The 14,188-nt window shown below is 69.7% G+C and carries 15 protein-coding genes; 7 read left to right on the forward strand and 8 right to left on the reverse strand.

All coding sequences use genetic code 11. The annotated features are described in order from the left end of the window. Positions 1-5 precede the first annotated feature (5 nt). The 3 genes from H286_RS0107035 to H286_RS0107045 all read left to right on the forward strand — a co-directional run bounded on the left by H286_RS0107035 (position 6) and on the right by H286_RS0107045 (position 1,156). On the forward strand, positions 6-398 hold the full coding sequence (locus H286_RS0107035) for a DUF6992 family protein (RefSeq protein ID WP_020097593.1): 393 nt from the start codon (positions 6-8) through the stop codon (positions 396-398). A gap of 78 nt (positions 399-476) precedes the next feature. After that, positions 477-953 carry a hypothetical protein gene (locus H286_RS0107040; protein ID WP_020097594.1) on the forward strand — a complete coding sequence of 159 codons (477 nt, stop codon included), beginning with the start codon at positions 477-479 and terminating at the stop codon, positions 951-953. 2 nt (positions 954-955) lie between these two features. Continuing rightward, positions 956-1,156, forward strand: coding sequence for a helix-turn-helix transcriptional regulator (locus H286_RS0107045; RefSeq protein ID WP_020097595.1), 201 nt, complete (start codon positions 956-958; stop codon positions 1,154-1,156). Between the two features lies 1 nt (position 1,157). Here H286_RS0107045 and H286_RS0107050 read toward each other — a convergent pair whose 3' ends face one another. Together H286_RS0107050 and H286_RS0107055 are read right to left on the reverse strand one after the other, a co-directional pair. Then, positions 1,158-2,585 carry a CCA tRNA nucleotidyltransferase gene (locus tag H286_RS0107050; protein ID WP_018187785.1) on the reverse strand — a complete coding sequence of 476 codons (1,428 nt, stop codon included), beginning with the start codon at positions 2,583-2,585 and terminating at the stop codon, positions 1,158-1,160. Positions 2,586-2,651: 66 nt separating this feature from the next. Beyond that, complete coding sequence (locus tag H286_RS0107055) at positions 2,652-4,175, reverse strand: DUF7059 domain-containing protein (protein WP_020097596.1); 1,524 nt, start codon at positions 4,173-4,175, stop codon at positions 2,652-2,654. Positions 4,176-4,255: 80 nt separating this feature from the next. Between H286_RS0107055 and H286_RS0107060 the strand changes: the two genes are divergently transcribed. From H286_RS0107060 to trxA, 4 genes are all read left to right on the forward strand, one after another. Continuing rightward, entirely contained in the window at positions 4,256-6,355 is a 2,100-nt protein-coding gene (locus H286_RS0107060) for a DUF6049 family protein (RefSeq protein ID WP_020097597.1), read from the forward strand. Continuing rightward, positions 6,355-7,971 (forward strand): murein biosynthesis integral membrane protein MurJ, encoded by a 1,617-nt coding sequence (gene murJ / locus H286_RS0107065; RefSeq protein WP_020097598.1) that lies wholly within the window; start codon positions 6,355-6,357, stop codon positions 7,969-7,971. Before H286_RS0107060 ends, murJ begins: the two co-directional genes overlap by 1 nt. A gap of 100 nt (positions 7,972-8,071) precedes the next feature. Beyond that, positions 8,072-9,052: a thioredoxin-disulfide reductase gene (gene trxB, locus H286_RS0107070; protein WP_028497428.1), complete on the forward strand. Its 981-nt coding sequence runs from the start codon at positions 8,072-8,074 to the stop codon at positions 9,050-9,052. A 74-nt stretch (positions 9,053-9,126) separates the two neighbouring features. Beyond that, positions 9,127-9,450 carry a thioredoxin gene (gene trxA / locus H286_RS0107075; protein WP_018187790.1) on the forward strand — a complete coding sequence of 108 codons (324 nt, stop codon included), beginning with the start codon at positions 9,127-9,129 and terminating at the stop codon, positions 9,448-9,450. A 62-nt stretch (positions 9,451-9,512) separates the two neighbouring features. Here the strand turns inward: trxA and H286_RS0107080 are convergent, their stop codons facing one another. From H286_RS0107080 to H286_RS0107105, 6 genes are all read right to left on the reverse strand, one after another. Then, positions 9,513-10,520 (reverse strand): hypothetical protein, encoded by a 1,008-nt coding sequence (locus tag H286_RS0107080; RefSeq protein ID WP_020097600.1) that lies wholly within the window; start codon positions 10,518-10,520, stop codon positions 9,513-9,515. A gap of 50 nt (positions 10,521-10,570) precedes the next feature. Beyond that, positions 10,571-10,906: a hypothetical protein gene (locus tag H286_RS0107085; RefSeq protein WP_018187792.1), complete on the reverse strand. Its 336-nt coding sequence runs from the start codon at positions 10,904-10,906 to the stop codon at positions 10,571-10,573. Between the two features lie 50 nt (positions 10,907-10,956). Continuing rightward, complete coding sequence (locus H286_RS0107090) at positions 10,957-11,940, reverse strand: ParB/RepB/Spo0J family partition protein (protein ID WP_028497429.1); 984 nt, start codon at positions 11,938-11,940, stop codon at positions 10,957-10,959. Next, positions 11,940-12,869, reverse strand: coding sequence for a ParA family protein (locus tag H286_RS0107095; protein ID WP_020097602.1), 930 nt, complete (start codon positions 12,867-12,869; stop codon positions 11,940-11,942). Before H286_RS0107095 ends, H286_RS0107090 begins: the two co-directional genes overlap by 1 nt. A gap of 169 nt (positions 12,870-13,038) precedes the next feature. Beyond that, positions 13,039-13,710, reverse strand: a complete 672-nt coding sequence (gene rsmG / locus H286_RS0107100; protein WP_020097603.1) for a 16S rRNA (guanine(527)-N(7))-methyltransferase RsmG — start codon at positions 13,708-13,710, stop codon at positions 13,039-13,041. Further along, positions 13,676-14,182, reverse strand: a complete 507-nt coding sequence (locus tag H286_RS0107105; RefSeq protein ID WP_018187796.1) for a Jag family protein — start codon at positions 14,180-14,182, stop codon at positions 13,676-13,678. Before H286_RS0107105 ends, rsmG begins: the two co-directional genes overlap by 35 nt. Between the last annotated feature and the right edge of the window lie 6 nt (positions 14,183-14,188).

Raw genomic sequence — 14,188 nt, forward strand, 5'->3', positions numbered from 1 at the left:
GACGCATGGCATCCGCGAAGAGCGTCACCGGCACCGTCGTCCGTCGCCTCACCCGGTGGGGCACGGCATCCGTCCTCGTCGGCGGCGCGCTCACGCTGGTCCCCCGGACCCGCGCGTTCGGCGTGCAGACACTGATGTGGGGGGCCATCGACGCTGGTCTCGCGGCGTTCACCCGCCGGCAGCAGACCGTCCCGAAGAAGCGGATGCTGCGCCGCATCCTGCTCGTGAACGCGGCGCTCGACGTGGGCTACGTCGCGACCGGCGCGCACCTCGCCGCGCGGACCCCTTCGTTCGGCGGTCGCCTGGGCGCGGCCGATGCCCGCGGACACGGCCTGGCGATCGTCATCCAGGGCGCGGCTCTGTTCGTCATCGACCTGACGGCGGCCCGGCGCCTCTGACACGACCCTTGCGCCGCTCACCCCGGCCGTGTCAATGTTGCTTTACAGTAAAGCGACCTTGACACCTGGGAGAGCATCATGACGAACACGGACGGGACCGCGCCGAACATCGACCGCACCCGCTGGGGGCGCCTCCGCGGCGGCGGCGGCACTCCCGCGATGGCGATCGCGATCCCGGCCGGCCTCGTCCTCGCCGTCCTGGTCGGCATCATCGCCGCCGCGATGTGGGATGCCCCCACCCCGCCCGTCGTCGTGGGCATCGGCTTCACAGTCGTCACCCTCCCCGCGCTCGTCGGCCTGGTCTGGGTGTTCCTGGTCGATCGCAACACGCTGCGCGGCGCGATCGACCGGCCCGAGGAGTCGGTCGAAGGCGCCTGGTACGACAAGGCCGCGCAGGGTGCCTTCTCGGACATCCTCCTCGTCGTCGGGCTCGGCACGGCGTTCCTCGCCATCACCGGCATCCGGATCGACGTGCTCATCGCCCTCATCGGCGTCCTTCTCGTCGCGATGGGCAGCTTCACCGTCCGCTACCTCGTCGCGCGGCGCCGGGGCTGAGGGTGCGGAACACACTGCCTGCGCTGCGACAGGACCGGGGCTGGTCGCAGCAACGCCTCGCGGACGAGCTCGGCGTCTCGCGTCAGACGATCATCTCGATCGAACGCGGCCGATTCGACCCGAGCCTGCCGCTCGCGTTCCGCATCGCGCGTCTGTTCGAGACGTCGATCGAGACCGTGTTCGAGCCCGACGACGCCGACTGAGTCAGGCTCGCGCGGCCCACCAGTCGCGCAGGCGCTGCTCGGCGACCTCCGGCTCGACGACGCCCTCATCGAGGCGGATGTCGAGGAGGAACCGGTACGCCTCGCCCACCTCGCGACCGGGGCGGATGCCGAGAACCTCCTGGATCCGGTTGCCGTCGAGCGCCGGGCGCATCGCCTCGAGCTGCTCCTGCTCGGCGAGCTGCGCGATCCGCGTCTCGATGTCGTCATAGGCCGAGCGCAGGCGACCCGCCTTGCGCTTGTTCCGCGTGGTCACGTCTGCCCGCGTGAGGATGTGGAGCCGTTCGAGCTGCTCACCCGCGTCGCGGACGTAGCGTCGGACGGCCGAATCGGTCCAGGCGCCCTCGGCGTACCCGAAGAAGCGCAGGTGCTGCTCGATGAGCTGACACACGGCATCCGTCGTCGCGCCGTCGAACTTGAGGGCCTGCAGGCGCTTGCGGGCCATGCGGGCGCCCTTGACGTCGTGGTGATGGAAGCTGACGGCGCCGCCCGGCTCCAGCTTGCGCGTCGCCGGCTTGCCGATGTCGTGCAGGAGCGCCGCGAGGCGCAGCGTCACGTCAGGCGCCGCGCCCGGGTGCCGCTGCTTCTCGAGGTCGATCGCCTGCGCGAGCACCGTGAGCGAGTGCTCGTAGACGTCCTTGTGGTGGTGGTGCTCGTCGACCTCGAGCCGCAACGCGGGGACCTCGGGCAGGAACAGTTCCATGAGGCCGGTATCGACGAGCAGACGGATGCCGCGGTCCGGCGCGTCGGTTGCGAGAAGCTTCACCAGCTCGCCCTGCACACGCTCGGGGCTCACGATCGACAGGCTCGGTGCCAGGCGGGTCATGGCCTCGAGGGTGGCCGGGTGCACGTCCATGCCGAGCTGGCTCGCGAAGCGCGCCGCGCGCAGCATCCGGAGCGGGTCGTCGCCGAAGCTGACGTCGGGGTCGGTCGGGGTGCGGAGCGACTCACCGACGAGGTCCTCGACGCCGCCGGTCGGGTCGACGAGGGAGGGACCGGGGATCCGCAGCGCCATCGCGTTGACCGTGAAATCACGCCTGACCAAGTCTTGCTCGAGCGTGTCGCCGAACTCGACGGTGGGCTTGCGGGTCGTGCCGTCGTAGCTGTCGGCCCGGTACGTCGTGATCTCGACCTGCTCGCCGCGGACCTTCGCACCGATCGTGCCGAACGCGCGACCGATGTCCCACGTCGCCGTCGAGAGGGGTTTCACGATGCGCAGGATGTCGTCGGGGCGCGCGTTCGTCGTGTAGTCGAGGTCGTTCACCCTGCGGCCGAGCAGCGCGTCGCGGACGGGTCCGCCGACGATCGCGAGCTCGTACCCGGCATCCGCGAACGCACGGGCGAGCGCGGCCGACACGGGAGCCTCGGCGAGCGCGCCCAGGCGCGCGAGACCCTCGGCCATGTTCAGCATGCCTACGAGCCTACCGAGCGTCGCCGGGGGCTCCGGTGGGTGTGCACCGCCCCGCGCGCCGGCCGGTCAGACCAGGCGCAGGAACCCGGTGAACACGAGCTCGCGCACGCGCGGCAGGAGGTCGGCGCGGAGAGCCCCGGCATCCACCTCGAGCAGGTCGGCGATCGCGTCGATCAGCACGCCCAGCGGCAGGTCGCCGTCGGATGCCCCCACGAGGGCCGCGAGCGCCGGGTCGACGTTCAGCACGCGCCCGAACCCGCCGCCCTGGTGCAGCTCGATGACCGACGGCTCCTCCGCGCCCGGGCGGTGGTGACGGGCCTCGGTGACGTCCGGGCCCACGATGACGGTCGTGTCGGCGAGCGCGTCGTCGTCGAGCAGTCCGAGCCGGTCCCACGCGGCGAGCGCCTCGCCGAGGTGCGTCCCGAGAGCCCCGCCCACCGGCTGGGTGACCCGCTCGTAGCGGGCGAGGGACGGCATCCCGATCGGCGTACGCCGCAGCAGCAGGTACCCGAACCCGACCGAGCTCACGCCGCGTTCCGCGAAGTCGGCGAGCCACGCGTCGATCAGGCGCGCGTACTCGGGGCTGCCGGGGGTCGTGCCGCCGTCTCGCACCCACAGCTCCGCGTACGCGAGCGGGTCGAGGCGTTCGCGTTCCACGATCCACGCGTCGAGCGGGTGAGTGGATGCCGCGACCCACGCCCGCACGCGCTCGAGACCGTCGGCATCCTCCCTGTACTCCCAGTTGCCGAGCAGCTGCGCCGTGCCGCCGGGGGCGAGGACGTCGCCCACGCCCGAGACGAACGCGGCGACGAGGTCGTCGCCCGCGAAACCGGCATCGCGGTACTCGTACTCGGGCACCCCGGCGACGCGCGGGGTGATGACGAACGGCGGGTTCGAGACGACGCGGTCGAACTCCTCGCCGGCGACCGGTTCGAACAGGCTGCCGTGGCGCACCTCGACCCCGTCGACGTCGTTGAGGGCTGCATTGAGCAGGGTGAACCGCAGCGCGCGCTCCGAGACGTCCGTGGCGACGACGCGCGGTGCGCTCCGCCGAGCACGCAGGGCCTGGATGCCGCATCCCGTCCCCAGATCGAGCACGCGCTGCGCGGGGGTGTCGAGCTGCAGTCCCGCGAGCGTGAGCGACGCGCCGCCGACCCCCAGCACGTGTCCCGTCGGCAGGGCGCCGCCGAGCGCCGCCTCGTCGAGGTCGCTCACGATCCACCACTGACCGGAACCCCCGGCATCCGCGTACCCCTGCGGGCGCAGCAGCGCGGTCGGGGTGACCGTGTCGGCGCCGAGCCGCACGAGACCCAGCCGCTCGAGGCCCGCCGCCCCGGCCGTGGGCAGGGCGGCGTCGACGTCGGTGACGGACGCCGGGTCACCGAGGAAGAGGAGTCGGCACAGCACCGCGAGCGCGTCGGCGCGGTCCGCGAGGCCCCGGCGGGCGGGAGCGAGCAGCCCGCGGCCGATCGCGTCGTCGGCGATCGCCCCCCACGCCGCCCGCACCGCGTCGGCCGTGTAGCCCGCCGCGGCGAGGTCCGCGCGGAGCGCGACGATCGAAGACGGGTCGGGATGCCGGGAGTCGCTCACCCACCCATTCAACCGGCCCTCGCACGCAATCAGGGGCTCTGCAGGGCAGTGACCCTAGAATCGCTCCCGATGGTGCGGTCATGGATCGCACGGGAATCGACCTCTTCATGACCTTCATCTCGCCTGTTCCGGGCCGACGTCCGCCGCGCCGACCGCGCTGGCTGCGTGCGGCGACAGCGGCGAGCGCGGCCATCGCCCTCGCTGCTCCCGCCCCGGCCGCCTTCGCCGCGGTGGACGGTGCCGGGGACGACGAGACGGCGACCGCAGTCCTGGCGCCGGCGAACGACGGTGTGCTCTCGGCATCCGCCCCCCTCACACTCACCCTCTCCGCCGACAACGCCGGCACGGACGCCCTCGCGGCCGGCCAGGCGACCTTCGAGATCGGCACGCGCGCGCTGACCACGAGCGACACCCTCGACTCCTGGCTCGAACGCGGCGCGGCGGCGGTGCCGTTCGACGCGGTCGGCGAGACCGACGTGCCGGCCGTCGCCGGACAGCAGTCGACCTCGGTGTCGGTCACCGTCGACCCCGACGAGCCCGCGGTCCAGGACCTCGCCCCCGGTGTCTACCCGGCTCGTGTCGTCTACCGCACCGGCGACGAGACCCTCCGCGCGCAGACGGTCGTCGTCGTGCCGCGGACGGGCGAGCCGGCGCGTCGCGCGGGTGTCCTCGTCCCGATCACGGCCGGGCCGCAGGCGACCGGCGCGCTCGGCGCCGATGCCCTTCGCGAACTGACGGCGGAGGACGGCGATCTGCGGCAGCAGCTCGACGCCGTCTCCGGAACCGACGCGATCCTCGCCGTCGACCCCGCCATCACCGCGTCGATCCGCGCGCTCGGCAAGGCCGCGCCCGCCGATGCCGTGACGTGGCTCGATGAGTTGATGGCCCTTCCGAACGACCGTTTCGCATTGCAGTACGGCGATGCCGACCTCGCCGCGCAGGTCGGCGCGGGAGCGACGGCCCCGGCGCGGTTGACCTCGTTCGCGGCGTACCTCGACGCGGCGAACTTCGAGGCCGACACCGGCGCCGGCGGAGCGACGCCCGCCCCCAGCCCGACTCCCGGCGCACCCGTGGTGCCCACTCTCGACGAGCTCTTCGACGTCGGAGCCGACCGCGGTTCCGTGTTCTGGCCCGCGACCGGAACGGCCGGCGCCGAGACCGCCGCCGCCCTGGGCGCCCTGACCGGCACCGACGACACCCCCGTCACGCTGCTGCCGAGCTCGGTGGTCGGATCGGATGCCGCGGCCCACGCCACCGCCGGAGGCGCCGATCTACTCGTCTACGACGAGGGGCTCTCGTCGCTCCTCGCACAGGCGTCGACCACGGCAGACGCCGCCGAACGTGCCGACATCCTCGCGGAATACACAGCGCGCGCCGCACTGACGGCGCCCACCGGCCCGCTCCTGGTCACCGTGGATCGCGCGACGGGCCGCTCCGAAGCGGCGCTCCGCGACGCGATCCGCGCGGCGACGGCGCTCCCCTCATGGTCCACCACCGACCTCGGCGCTCTGCTCGCCACCGATCCGACGGCCGTCGCCCTGACCTCCGTCGCCCCCGACGCCGACCGCGTCGCGGTGATCACCGAGTTCCGCGACGCGCAGACCGGCCTCTCGCGCATCGCCGGCGTCCTCGAGGATCCCTCACTCCTCGCTTCTTCCGAACGGGCGACAGAGCTGCAGCTGCTCGGCAACGCGTGGCTCGGTGATCGTGAGGGGTGGGATGCCGCGATCCAGATGCAGCGCGAACGCATCGCGACCTGGACCGACGGCGTCGCCCTCGTCCCCGGCGGTCCCATCACGCTCGCGGGCTCGTCCGCACCGCTCGTCTTCACGGTGCGCAACGATCTGCCGTGGCCGGCCCGTCTCGACCTGCTCGCCTCGCCGGGAGACGCCCGCCTGGTGATCGAATCCCGCACCGAGGTGGAGATCGGCGCCCAGCAGACCAGTCGCGTCGCGATCCCCGTCTCGGCCCTCGTCGGCAGCGGCGAGTCCTCGGTGCAGCTCCAGCTGCGCACCCGCGCCGGTGTCGACATCGGTCCCGGTGAAACGATCCGCGTCTCGGTGCGTGCCGAATGGGAGGCGGTCTCCGTCATCATCCTCAGCGCCCTCGTCAGCGTCCTCCTCGTCTTCGGTGTCGTCCGCACCATCCGACGACGCCGACGGATGCCGGTGGACGCCTGATGGCCGGCCTCGGCCGCGCGAGCGCCACCGTCGCCGCCGGGACCATGGCGTCCCGGATCGCCGGCCTCATCCGCAACATCGTCCTGACCATCGCGCTAGGCACCGTCGGAGCGAAGGCGGCCGACTCCTTCGCCATCGCGAACCAGCTGCCGAACTCCGTCTTCGCGCTCATCTCCTCCGGGCTGCTCGCCGGGGTGATCGTCCCGCAGATCGTCAAGGCGGTGAAGACCCACGACGACCGGGGCGACGCCTTCGTGTCGAAACTCCTGACGCTGGGCGTGCTCGCCCTGCTGGTCGTCACGGCGGTCGCCGTGATCGCCGCCCCCCTGCTGGTCGAGATCTACGCGGGCGAGTTCACGGAAGAGGCGAAGACCCTGACTCTCGCCCTCGCGTACTGGTGCCTCCCGCAACTGCTCTTCTACGGCTTGTACGCGCTCGTCGGCGAGATCCTCAATGCGAACCGCGTCTTCGGCCCGTTCGCGTGGTCTCCGATCGTGAACAACGTGATCTCCATCGCCGGCTTCGGTGTCTTCATCGCGCTCTTCGGCACGTACGAAGCCGCCACGGGCTGGACCGCGGGGATGATCGCGTTGATGGGTGGCACCGCGACCCTCGGCATCGTCGTGCAGGCCGGCATCCTCTTCCTGTTCTGGCGACGCGCAGGCCTCCACGTGCGGCCTGACTTCCGGTGGCGGGGCATCGGTCTCCGCCAGATCGGCCGACTGGCCGGCTGGACCTTCCTCATGGTCGTCGTCGGCCAGGTCGCCGGGGCGTTCCAGGTCAACATCGTGGGCGCCGCGTCGGGCCCCGCAGCCGCCGGAGCGACCCTGCAGAACGCCTGGCTGCTGTTCATGCTCCCGTTCTCCGTGATCGTTTTGTCGCTGGGCACGCCTTACTACACGAAGCTCAGCGAGCACGTGGCAGAGGGACGGACGGATGCCGTCACCGCCGACCTGTCCTCCCTCACCCGCACGGTCGGCATCTTCATGGTCGGCATCCTCGCCGCCATGTCCGTCGCCGCCGTGCCGCTCTCGCGTCTGTTCACCCCTACGCCCGAGAAGGCGATCGCCTTCGCCTTCGTGCTCGGCGCCTATCTCGTCGCTCTCCTGCCCTTGTCGTTCCAGTTCGGCATCCAACGCACGTTCTACGCTCTGAAGGACACGCGCACGCCGTTCTTCTACACCCTGGTGCAGGCCGCGATGGTCATCGCTACGGCCGTGACCGCCTCCGCCCTGCTGAGTGCCGGCATCCTCCCGCTCACCTGGCTCGCCGTTGCCATCGCCCTCGGGCAGTCCGTCGCCAACATCGTGCAGTTCGCTCTCGCCGTGTCACTTCTGCGACGCAAGATCGGCCCGCTCGGGCTCGGCGGTGCGTTCCGCGGCATCCTGCGCTTCCTGCTCGCGGCGGTCCCCGCCGCGGCGGCCGGGTGGGGCGTCTTCCTTCTCTTCGGCGGCGTGCACGGCTGGACCGTCTCCGACCGCTTCCTCGGCTTCCTCGGCGCCGCACTCATCGGCGGCACCACCCTCGTCGTGTACGCCGCCATCCTCGCGGCGTTCCGCACTCCCGAGCTCGCCACGGCGGGCCGCGCGCTCCGACGCTTCCTGCCCGGCCGCTGACACGGGCCCGCGTCCCCAGGCGACGTGGAATGCCACGCGACTAGCATTGGTTGGACGTGTCGGGGCGAGGAATTTCGCCCCGATGGAGAAGGGATTCATCGTGCGCAAGGTCATCATCATCGGCTCGGGCCCCGCGGGGTACACCGCGGCCATCTACGCAGCCCGCGCGAACCTGTCGCCCCTCGTGGTGGCGAGTTCGGTCGAGGCCGGCGGTGAGCTGATGAACACCACCGAGGTCGAGAACTTCCCCGGGTTCCCCGAGGGCGTCATGGGCCCGGACCTCATGGCCAAGATGCAGGAGCAGGCCGAGAAGTTCGGCGCCGAGGTCGTCTACGACGACGTCGTCTCGCTCGACGTCTCCGGCGACATCAAGAGCGTCACCCTCGGACGCGGCGAGACCCACGAGGCTGAGGCGATCGTCTTCGCCACCGGCTCCGCTCCCCGCAAGATCGGCATCGAGGGCGAGACCCGTCTGTCGGGCCGCGGCGTCTCGTACTGCGCGACGTGCGACGGCTTCTTCTTCCGCGAGAAGGTCATCGCCGTCGTCGGCGGCGGCGACTCCGCGATGGAAGAAGCGACGTTCCTCACCAAGTTCGCCTCGAAGGTCTACGTGATCCACCGTCGCGGCGAGCTCCGCGCCTCGAAGATCATGCAGGACCGCGCGAAGGCGAACGAGAAGATCGAGTTCGTCTGGAACAGCGAGGTCATCGACGTGCTGGGTGAGGATGCCGTGACCGGCGTGCGCCTCCGTGACACCGTCGACGGCTCCGAGCGCGACCTGGCCCTCGACGGCGTGTTCGTCGCCATCGGCTACGACCCCCGCACCCACCTCGTGCACAACGTCCTCGACATCACCGAGCACGGCACGGTCTGGGTCGACGGCCGCACCTCGAAGACGTCGGTCGCCGGTGTCTTCGCCGCGGGCGACGTCATCGACCCGACCTACCGCCAGGCGGTCACCGCCGCCGGCAGCGGCACGGTCGCCGCCCTCGACCTCGAGCACTACCTCGCCGCCCGCGGTGACGCCGGGGCGCCGGCCGAGGACGCCTCGATCATCGACGGCCTGCCGACCCCGGCCTGACCGCGGAACAATTCCGGCATCCGCCGCGTTTTCCCACCTGACACGATCGTGTCGACCCCTAAGGAGACAGACATATGACCGCCAAGGCAACGAGCGAGAGCACCTGGCAGCAGGACGTCATCGACGCCGAAGGCCCCGTTCTGGTGGACTTCTGGGCCGAGTGGTGCGGACCCTGTCGCATGGTCGGGCCCATCCTCGACGAGATCCAGACCGAGAACCCCGAGAAGATCACGGTTCTGAAGCTCAACGTCGACGAGAACCCGCAGCTCGCCATGCAGTACCAGATCACGTCGATCCCGGCGATGAAGGTCTTCAACAAGGGTGAGGTCGAGAAGACGATCATCGGTGCGAAGCCGAAGTTCGCCCTTCAGCAGGACCTCGCCGACTACATCGGCTGAGACACCGCTTCACGAAGGACCCGCGCGACTCCGGTCGCCGGGTCCTTCGTCGTTTCACCCGGTCAACGCGAGAAACGCCGACGCCATCGCGCCCAGACCGAGCCCCGGCGGGCCGGGTGCAACTGCCGCCACACCATCCGGCCGGCCGGAGTTCGCTCGACGTGCTCGGCACCGGGCAGAGCGTCGATGTCGACGGTCCCCCGAACGATCCGGCCCACCTCGGTGGGCAGCCGGAACGCTCCGACAACGGCGTCGATCAGTACGTCGTCGTTGTCCCGCGTGAGCGTCTCCTCGATCTCGTTCCGCTCCACTCCGAGTTCTGCGAGCGCGGCATCCCGGTCGACCGGTCGTCCGAGGGCGCTCGACGACGACTGCCGGCCGCGCCCCAGCATCCGTTCGATGTCCGCGATCTGGCCGCGTGCATCGGACACCGGTCGCCATCGCGCCTGCCAGCTGAACGTGAGATTCGGGATGCCGAGCATCTGAGCGTCGTGCGACCCGACCGCACCGCGCATCGCGTCGCGGCTCCAGACCTCCACCGTCAGCGAATCGCCGACAGCGGTGACGGCGACGACCGGACGCTGCGCACTCGGCCAGTAGTCCTGCGGTTCCCCGTGTGCCTGCAGAACCCACCGCCCATCGATCGCGATGACGCTGACAGAGGCCTCGAGTTGCGCGGCGAAATCAGGCCGTCGCGCCGGGTCCCCCGTCACGCCACCGCCGATCACGTACACACGCCGCCGCGGCGGCATCTCCGCGTCGCGCGTCGGCTCCGGTCGAGCGGATGCCGCCACGAAACACACGTCTGATTCGAGCGTGACGTCCGCCGACCACTCGCCCGCGAGCGATTCGACGACTCCTGGGGCGGATTCCACCGTCGGCTGTCGCCCCTCGATCGAGACGAGGACGTCGCCGGCGTCGTTCACCGCCGCCCGGGCGGCCGTCCGCCCCTCCACCACACCCACCACGCCGAGCACACCGCGACGGGCGAGTGAATCGGCAACGACGTCGACCGTGATGTCATCGGAGGCTCGGATATCGAGAGAGGCGATCCGGATGTCGCGTGGCACGGCCCAAGCCTACGTATCGCCGGTGAACGGCGATGTTTCACGTGGAACGGTCAGGACGCGCGGACGGACAGATCCCAGGTGCGGTGTGGCTCGCTGCCGAGTAGTCGCCACACAGCCGGGCTCAGCGCAGGGTAATCCAGCGCGATCTGGCGCAGAACCCGGTAATTGCGCGCCTGCGTCGGCCGCTGACCGCCGTCGGAGGCGATGTTCTCCGCCCGAAGTGTCAGGACGACCAACTCGTCGACCGTGGGGAGGTCCTCCATGAAGGCCCAGGGATCCTCACCGTCGCGAAGACGCTCTTCGACGAGCACAGAGAGCTCGTCCGCGGCCTCGGCACGCAACACCTCGAGGCTGGCGCGACGAGGGAGGTTCGGGCTGTCACTCACTCATCCAGCCTACGCTCGACCCCTGGGAAGGAGGGCCGCTGAGCTGCGGATCAGGCTCCGCCGAACTCCGTTTCACCCAGTTCGCCGAGGATTCGGTTCAGGTCCTGGATGGTGGCGAAATCAATGCTGATCTGCCCTTTTCGCGCAGACAGCGAGATCTTCACCTTGGTGTTGAGTCGGTCCCCCAGCCGCTCTGCCACGTCGTCGAGGTGCGCGCGACGCGTTCCCGCCTTCGGGAGCGGCCGCACCCGGTTGCCGATCGTCTTAGCCGCCGCCTCGGCGGCGCGAACCGACAGATCCTCGTTGACGATCTTGTCGGCGAGCCGGGCCATGGTGTCGGTGTCCTCGACCGACAGGATGGCGCGGGCATGTCCCGCGCTGAGAACACCGGCGGCCACACGCTGCTGCACCGGGACCGGCAGCTTCAGCAGACGGATCGTGTTGCTGATCTGCGGACGCGATCGTCCGATGCGCGTCGCGAGCTCCTCCTGGGTGATCCCGAAGTCCTCGAGCAGCTGCTGATACGCGGATGCCTCTTCCAGAGGATTCAGCTGGGACCGGTGGAGGTTCTCCAACAGCGCGTCACGAAGGAGGTTCTCATCCTCCGTCTCGCGCAGGACAGCCGGAATCGCGGTCAGTCCTGCCTCGCGAGCAGCGCGCGTGCGCCGCTCGCCCATGATGAGCTCGAACTCACCGTCGTCGTTGCGGCGAACGACCACGGGCTGGAGCACACCGAACTCGCGAACACTGTGGACCAGCTCCGCGAGATCATCCGCATCGAAGTTGGTACGCGGCTGACGCGGGTTCGGGACGATGGCGTTCGGATCGACCTCGATGAGGCGCGTACCGGGGACCGCCACCAGGTCATCGGCCGGCGATGCGGCGGCGGCATCCGTCCCCGACTCAGTCTTCGTCGCCGCGGCATCCGACAGGGATGCGCCCGGGAAGAACACGTCCACGGGTCGCGCTTCTGAGGAGTCCTGGGTGGGGATGAGGGCACCGATGCCGCGGCCCAATCCGGTTCTCTTAGCCATCAGTGGGCTCCTTCGTCTGATTTCTGCTGGTGACCGCGCCGAACGATCTCGACGGCGGCCTCGCGATACGCGACCGCACCGACGGACTGGCCGTCATAGGCGATGACTGTCTGACCGAAGCTCGGCGCCTCGGAGATGCGGACCGAACGCGGGATGACCGTGGTGAGCACCGTCTCGGGGAAATGTGTGCGCACTTCATCCGCCACCTGCTGTGCCAGGCGGGTGCGACCGTCGTACATCGTCAGCAGGATCGTCGACAGGTGCAGTGACGTGTTCAGGTGCTTCTGGATCATCGTCACACTGCCGAGCAGCTGGCTCAGTCCTTCGAGCGCGTAATACTCGCACTGGATCGGGATGAGGACCTCCGTCGCAGCCGTGAAGGCGTTGATCGTGAGGAGTCCGAGCGACGGCGGGCAGTCGATGAAGACGAAATCCACGTGGTTGTCGCGCAGGTACGTGTCCAGAGCCGTCCGCAGACGGTGTTCGCGTGCCACCTTGGACACCAACTCGATCTCGGCGCCCGCGAGGTTGATCGTGGAGGGCGCGCAGAGGAGGTTGGGCGATTCCGGACTCGTCTGGATGACGTCGGCGAGCGGCTCCTCATCGATGAGGACGTCGTAGATACTCGCAACGTCGGCGCTGTGCGGGATGCCGAGTGCCGTCGAGGCGTTCCCCTGCGGATCCAGGTCGATCACGAGCACACGGGCGCCGACTGAAGCCAGCCCCGCAGCGAGGTTGACGGTGGTCGTGGTCTTTCCCACGCCACCCTTCTGGTTCGACACCGTCAGGACGCGGGTCGTGTCGTCGAACTCGACGTGCACGTCTGCCAGCGCTTTCCGACGCGACGTGAGATCTGCGAGTTCACGCGCGATCGGACTGTCGTCGAAAGAGAAGGGTGCGGGAGAGGTCTTGTTCTCCGAATCCGGCACCTGTTACTCCTGTCGTGTCGAGGACCATCCCACTGTAGTCGAGGCCTCCCCCGACCGCGGACGGTCATGATGTTTCACGTGAAACGAGCCGGTTCGATCCGAGTGTGTTTCACGTGAAACGGAATCCAGTCACCGCGCCGGGCCGTGATGTTCCACGTGAAACGTCGTGTCAGCGCACGGTGGCGCGGATGACGCGGGTGGGCTCATCGACAACCCCATCGCCGACCGGCTCGATCCGGACGTGGGAGAGCCGGAACTTCCGGATCACTTTCTCGGCCGCCGTGATCTCATTCGCAGCATTCGCACCCTTCAGAAGGATGAGCTCGCCGCCATCACGGACCAACGGTGCAGTGATCGGGATGAGCGTGCGGAACGCGCTGACCGCGCGTGCAGTGACGGCATCCAGAACCGGACCTTCCGCCCAATCCTCGCCGCGGCCACGAACGATCTCGACGTTGTCGAGGTGCAGATCGTTCGTCTGCTCTGTCAGCCACGCGATACGACGTTCCATCGGCTCGATGAGCACCCAGCGCACATCCGGCCGTGCGATCGCGAGCACGAGGCCGGGCAGTCCCGCACCCGATCCGATGTCACCGACTCGAGCGCCGGCCGTGAACAGGGGTGCGGCGACCGCACTGTTCAGAATGTGGCGCGTCCAGATGCGGGGGAGTTCGAGCGGGCCGATGAGCCCACGCTCTTCACCCTGCGCGATCAGCGCGTCGGTGAACCGCCGTGCCAGGTCGAGGCGTTCACCGAAGACGGATGCCGCGCCTGCCGGCTCGATCTCGGGTGTTTCACGTGAAACGTCAGCCACGACGGAGAACCGTGTGACGGTCTGCACCCTCGCCGTACGACTCCGACACCAGACCGTGCTCGGCGGCGATATCGTGGATCAGCTTGCGCTCATAGCTGGACATGGGCGGAAGGGATGCCTGCGACGCACCGTCATCGAGACGCTCGACCGCTCGTTCGACGAGCTTCTGCAGCTGACCGCGACGTGCATCACGCGAACCGCCGACGTCGAGGATCAGTCGCGAGAAGCGTCCGGTCTTCGTCTGCACGGCGATGCGGGTGAGCTCCTGCAGAGCCTGGACCGTGTCGGGGTCGGCGAGCAGCGACAGTGCGTCGGCCTGCTCGTTCTCGACCGACACGTAGGCACGGCCGGCGCGAACGTCGAGAGTCAGGTCGCCATCGATGTCGGCGATGTCGAGGATCCCCTCGACGAAGTCCGCCGCGATGTCGCCTTCCTGCTCGAGCTCGTCGACGGTGGGCTCAGGACGCGCGCTGGGGTTCTGTTCAGTGGTCGTCATCATCGTGAT

The sequence above is a fragment of the Microbacterium sp. 11MF genome, assembly GCF_000383475.1.
GTDB lineage: Bacteria > Actinomycetota > Actinomycetes > Actinomycetales > Microbacteriaceae > Microbacterium > Microbacterium aquilitoris.

What these genes read in the sequence shown, in the direction of transcription:
- H286_RS0107035 (WP_020097593.1), top strand. Translation starts at nt 6, where the DNA reads ATGGCATCCGCGAAGAGCGTCACCGGCACCGTCGTCCGTCGCCTCACC.
- H286_RS0107040 (WP_020097594.1), top strand. Translation starts at nt 477, where the DNA reads ATGACGAACACGGACGGGACCGCGCCGAACATCGACCGCACCCGCTGG.
- H286_RS0107060 (WP_020097597.1), top strand. Translation starts at nt 4,256, where the DNA reads ATGGATCGCACGGGAATCGACCTCTTCATGACCTTCATCTCGCCTGTT.
- H286_RS0107105 (WP_018187796.1), bottom strand. Translation starts at nt 14,182, where the DNA reads ATGATGACGACCACTGAACAGAACCCCAGCGCGCGTCCTGAGCCCACC.
- murJ (WP_020097598.1), top strand. Translation starts at nt 6,355, where the DNA reads ATGGCCGGCCTCGGCCGCGCGAGCGCCACCGTCGCCGCCGGGACCATG.
- trxA (WP_018187790.1), top strand. Translation starts at nt 9,127, where the DNA reads ATGACCGCCAAGGCAACGAGCGAGAGCACCTGGCAGCAGGACGTCATC.
- H286_RS0107050 (WP_018187785.1), bottom strand. Translation starts at nt 2,585, where the DNA reads ATGCTGAACATGGCCGAGGGTCTCGCGCGCCTGGGCGCGCTCGCCGAG.
- H286_RS0107090 (WP_028497429.1), bottom strand. Translation starts at nt 11,940, where the DNA reads ATGGCTAAGAGAACCGGATTGGGCCGCGGCATCGGTGCCCTCATCCCC.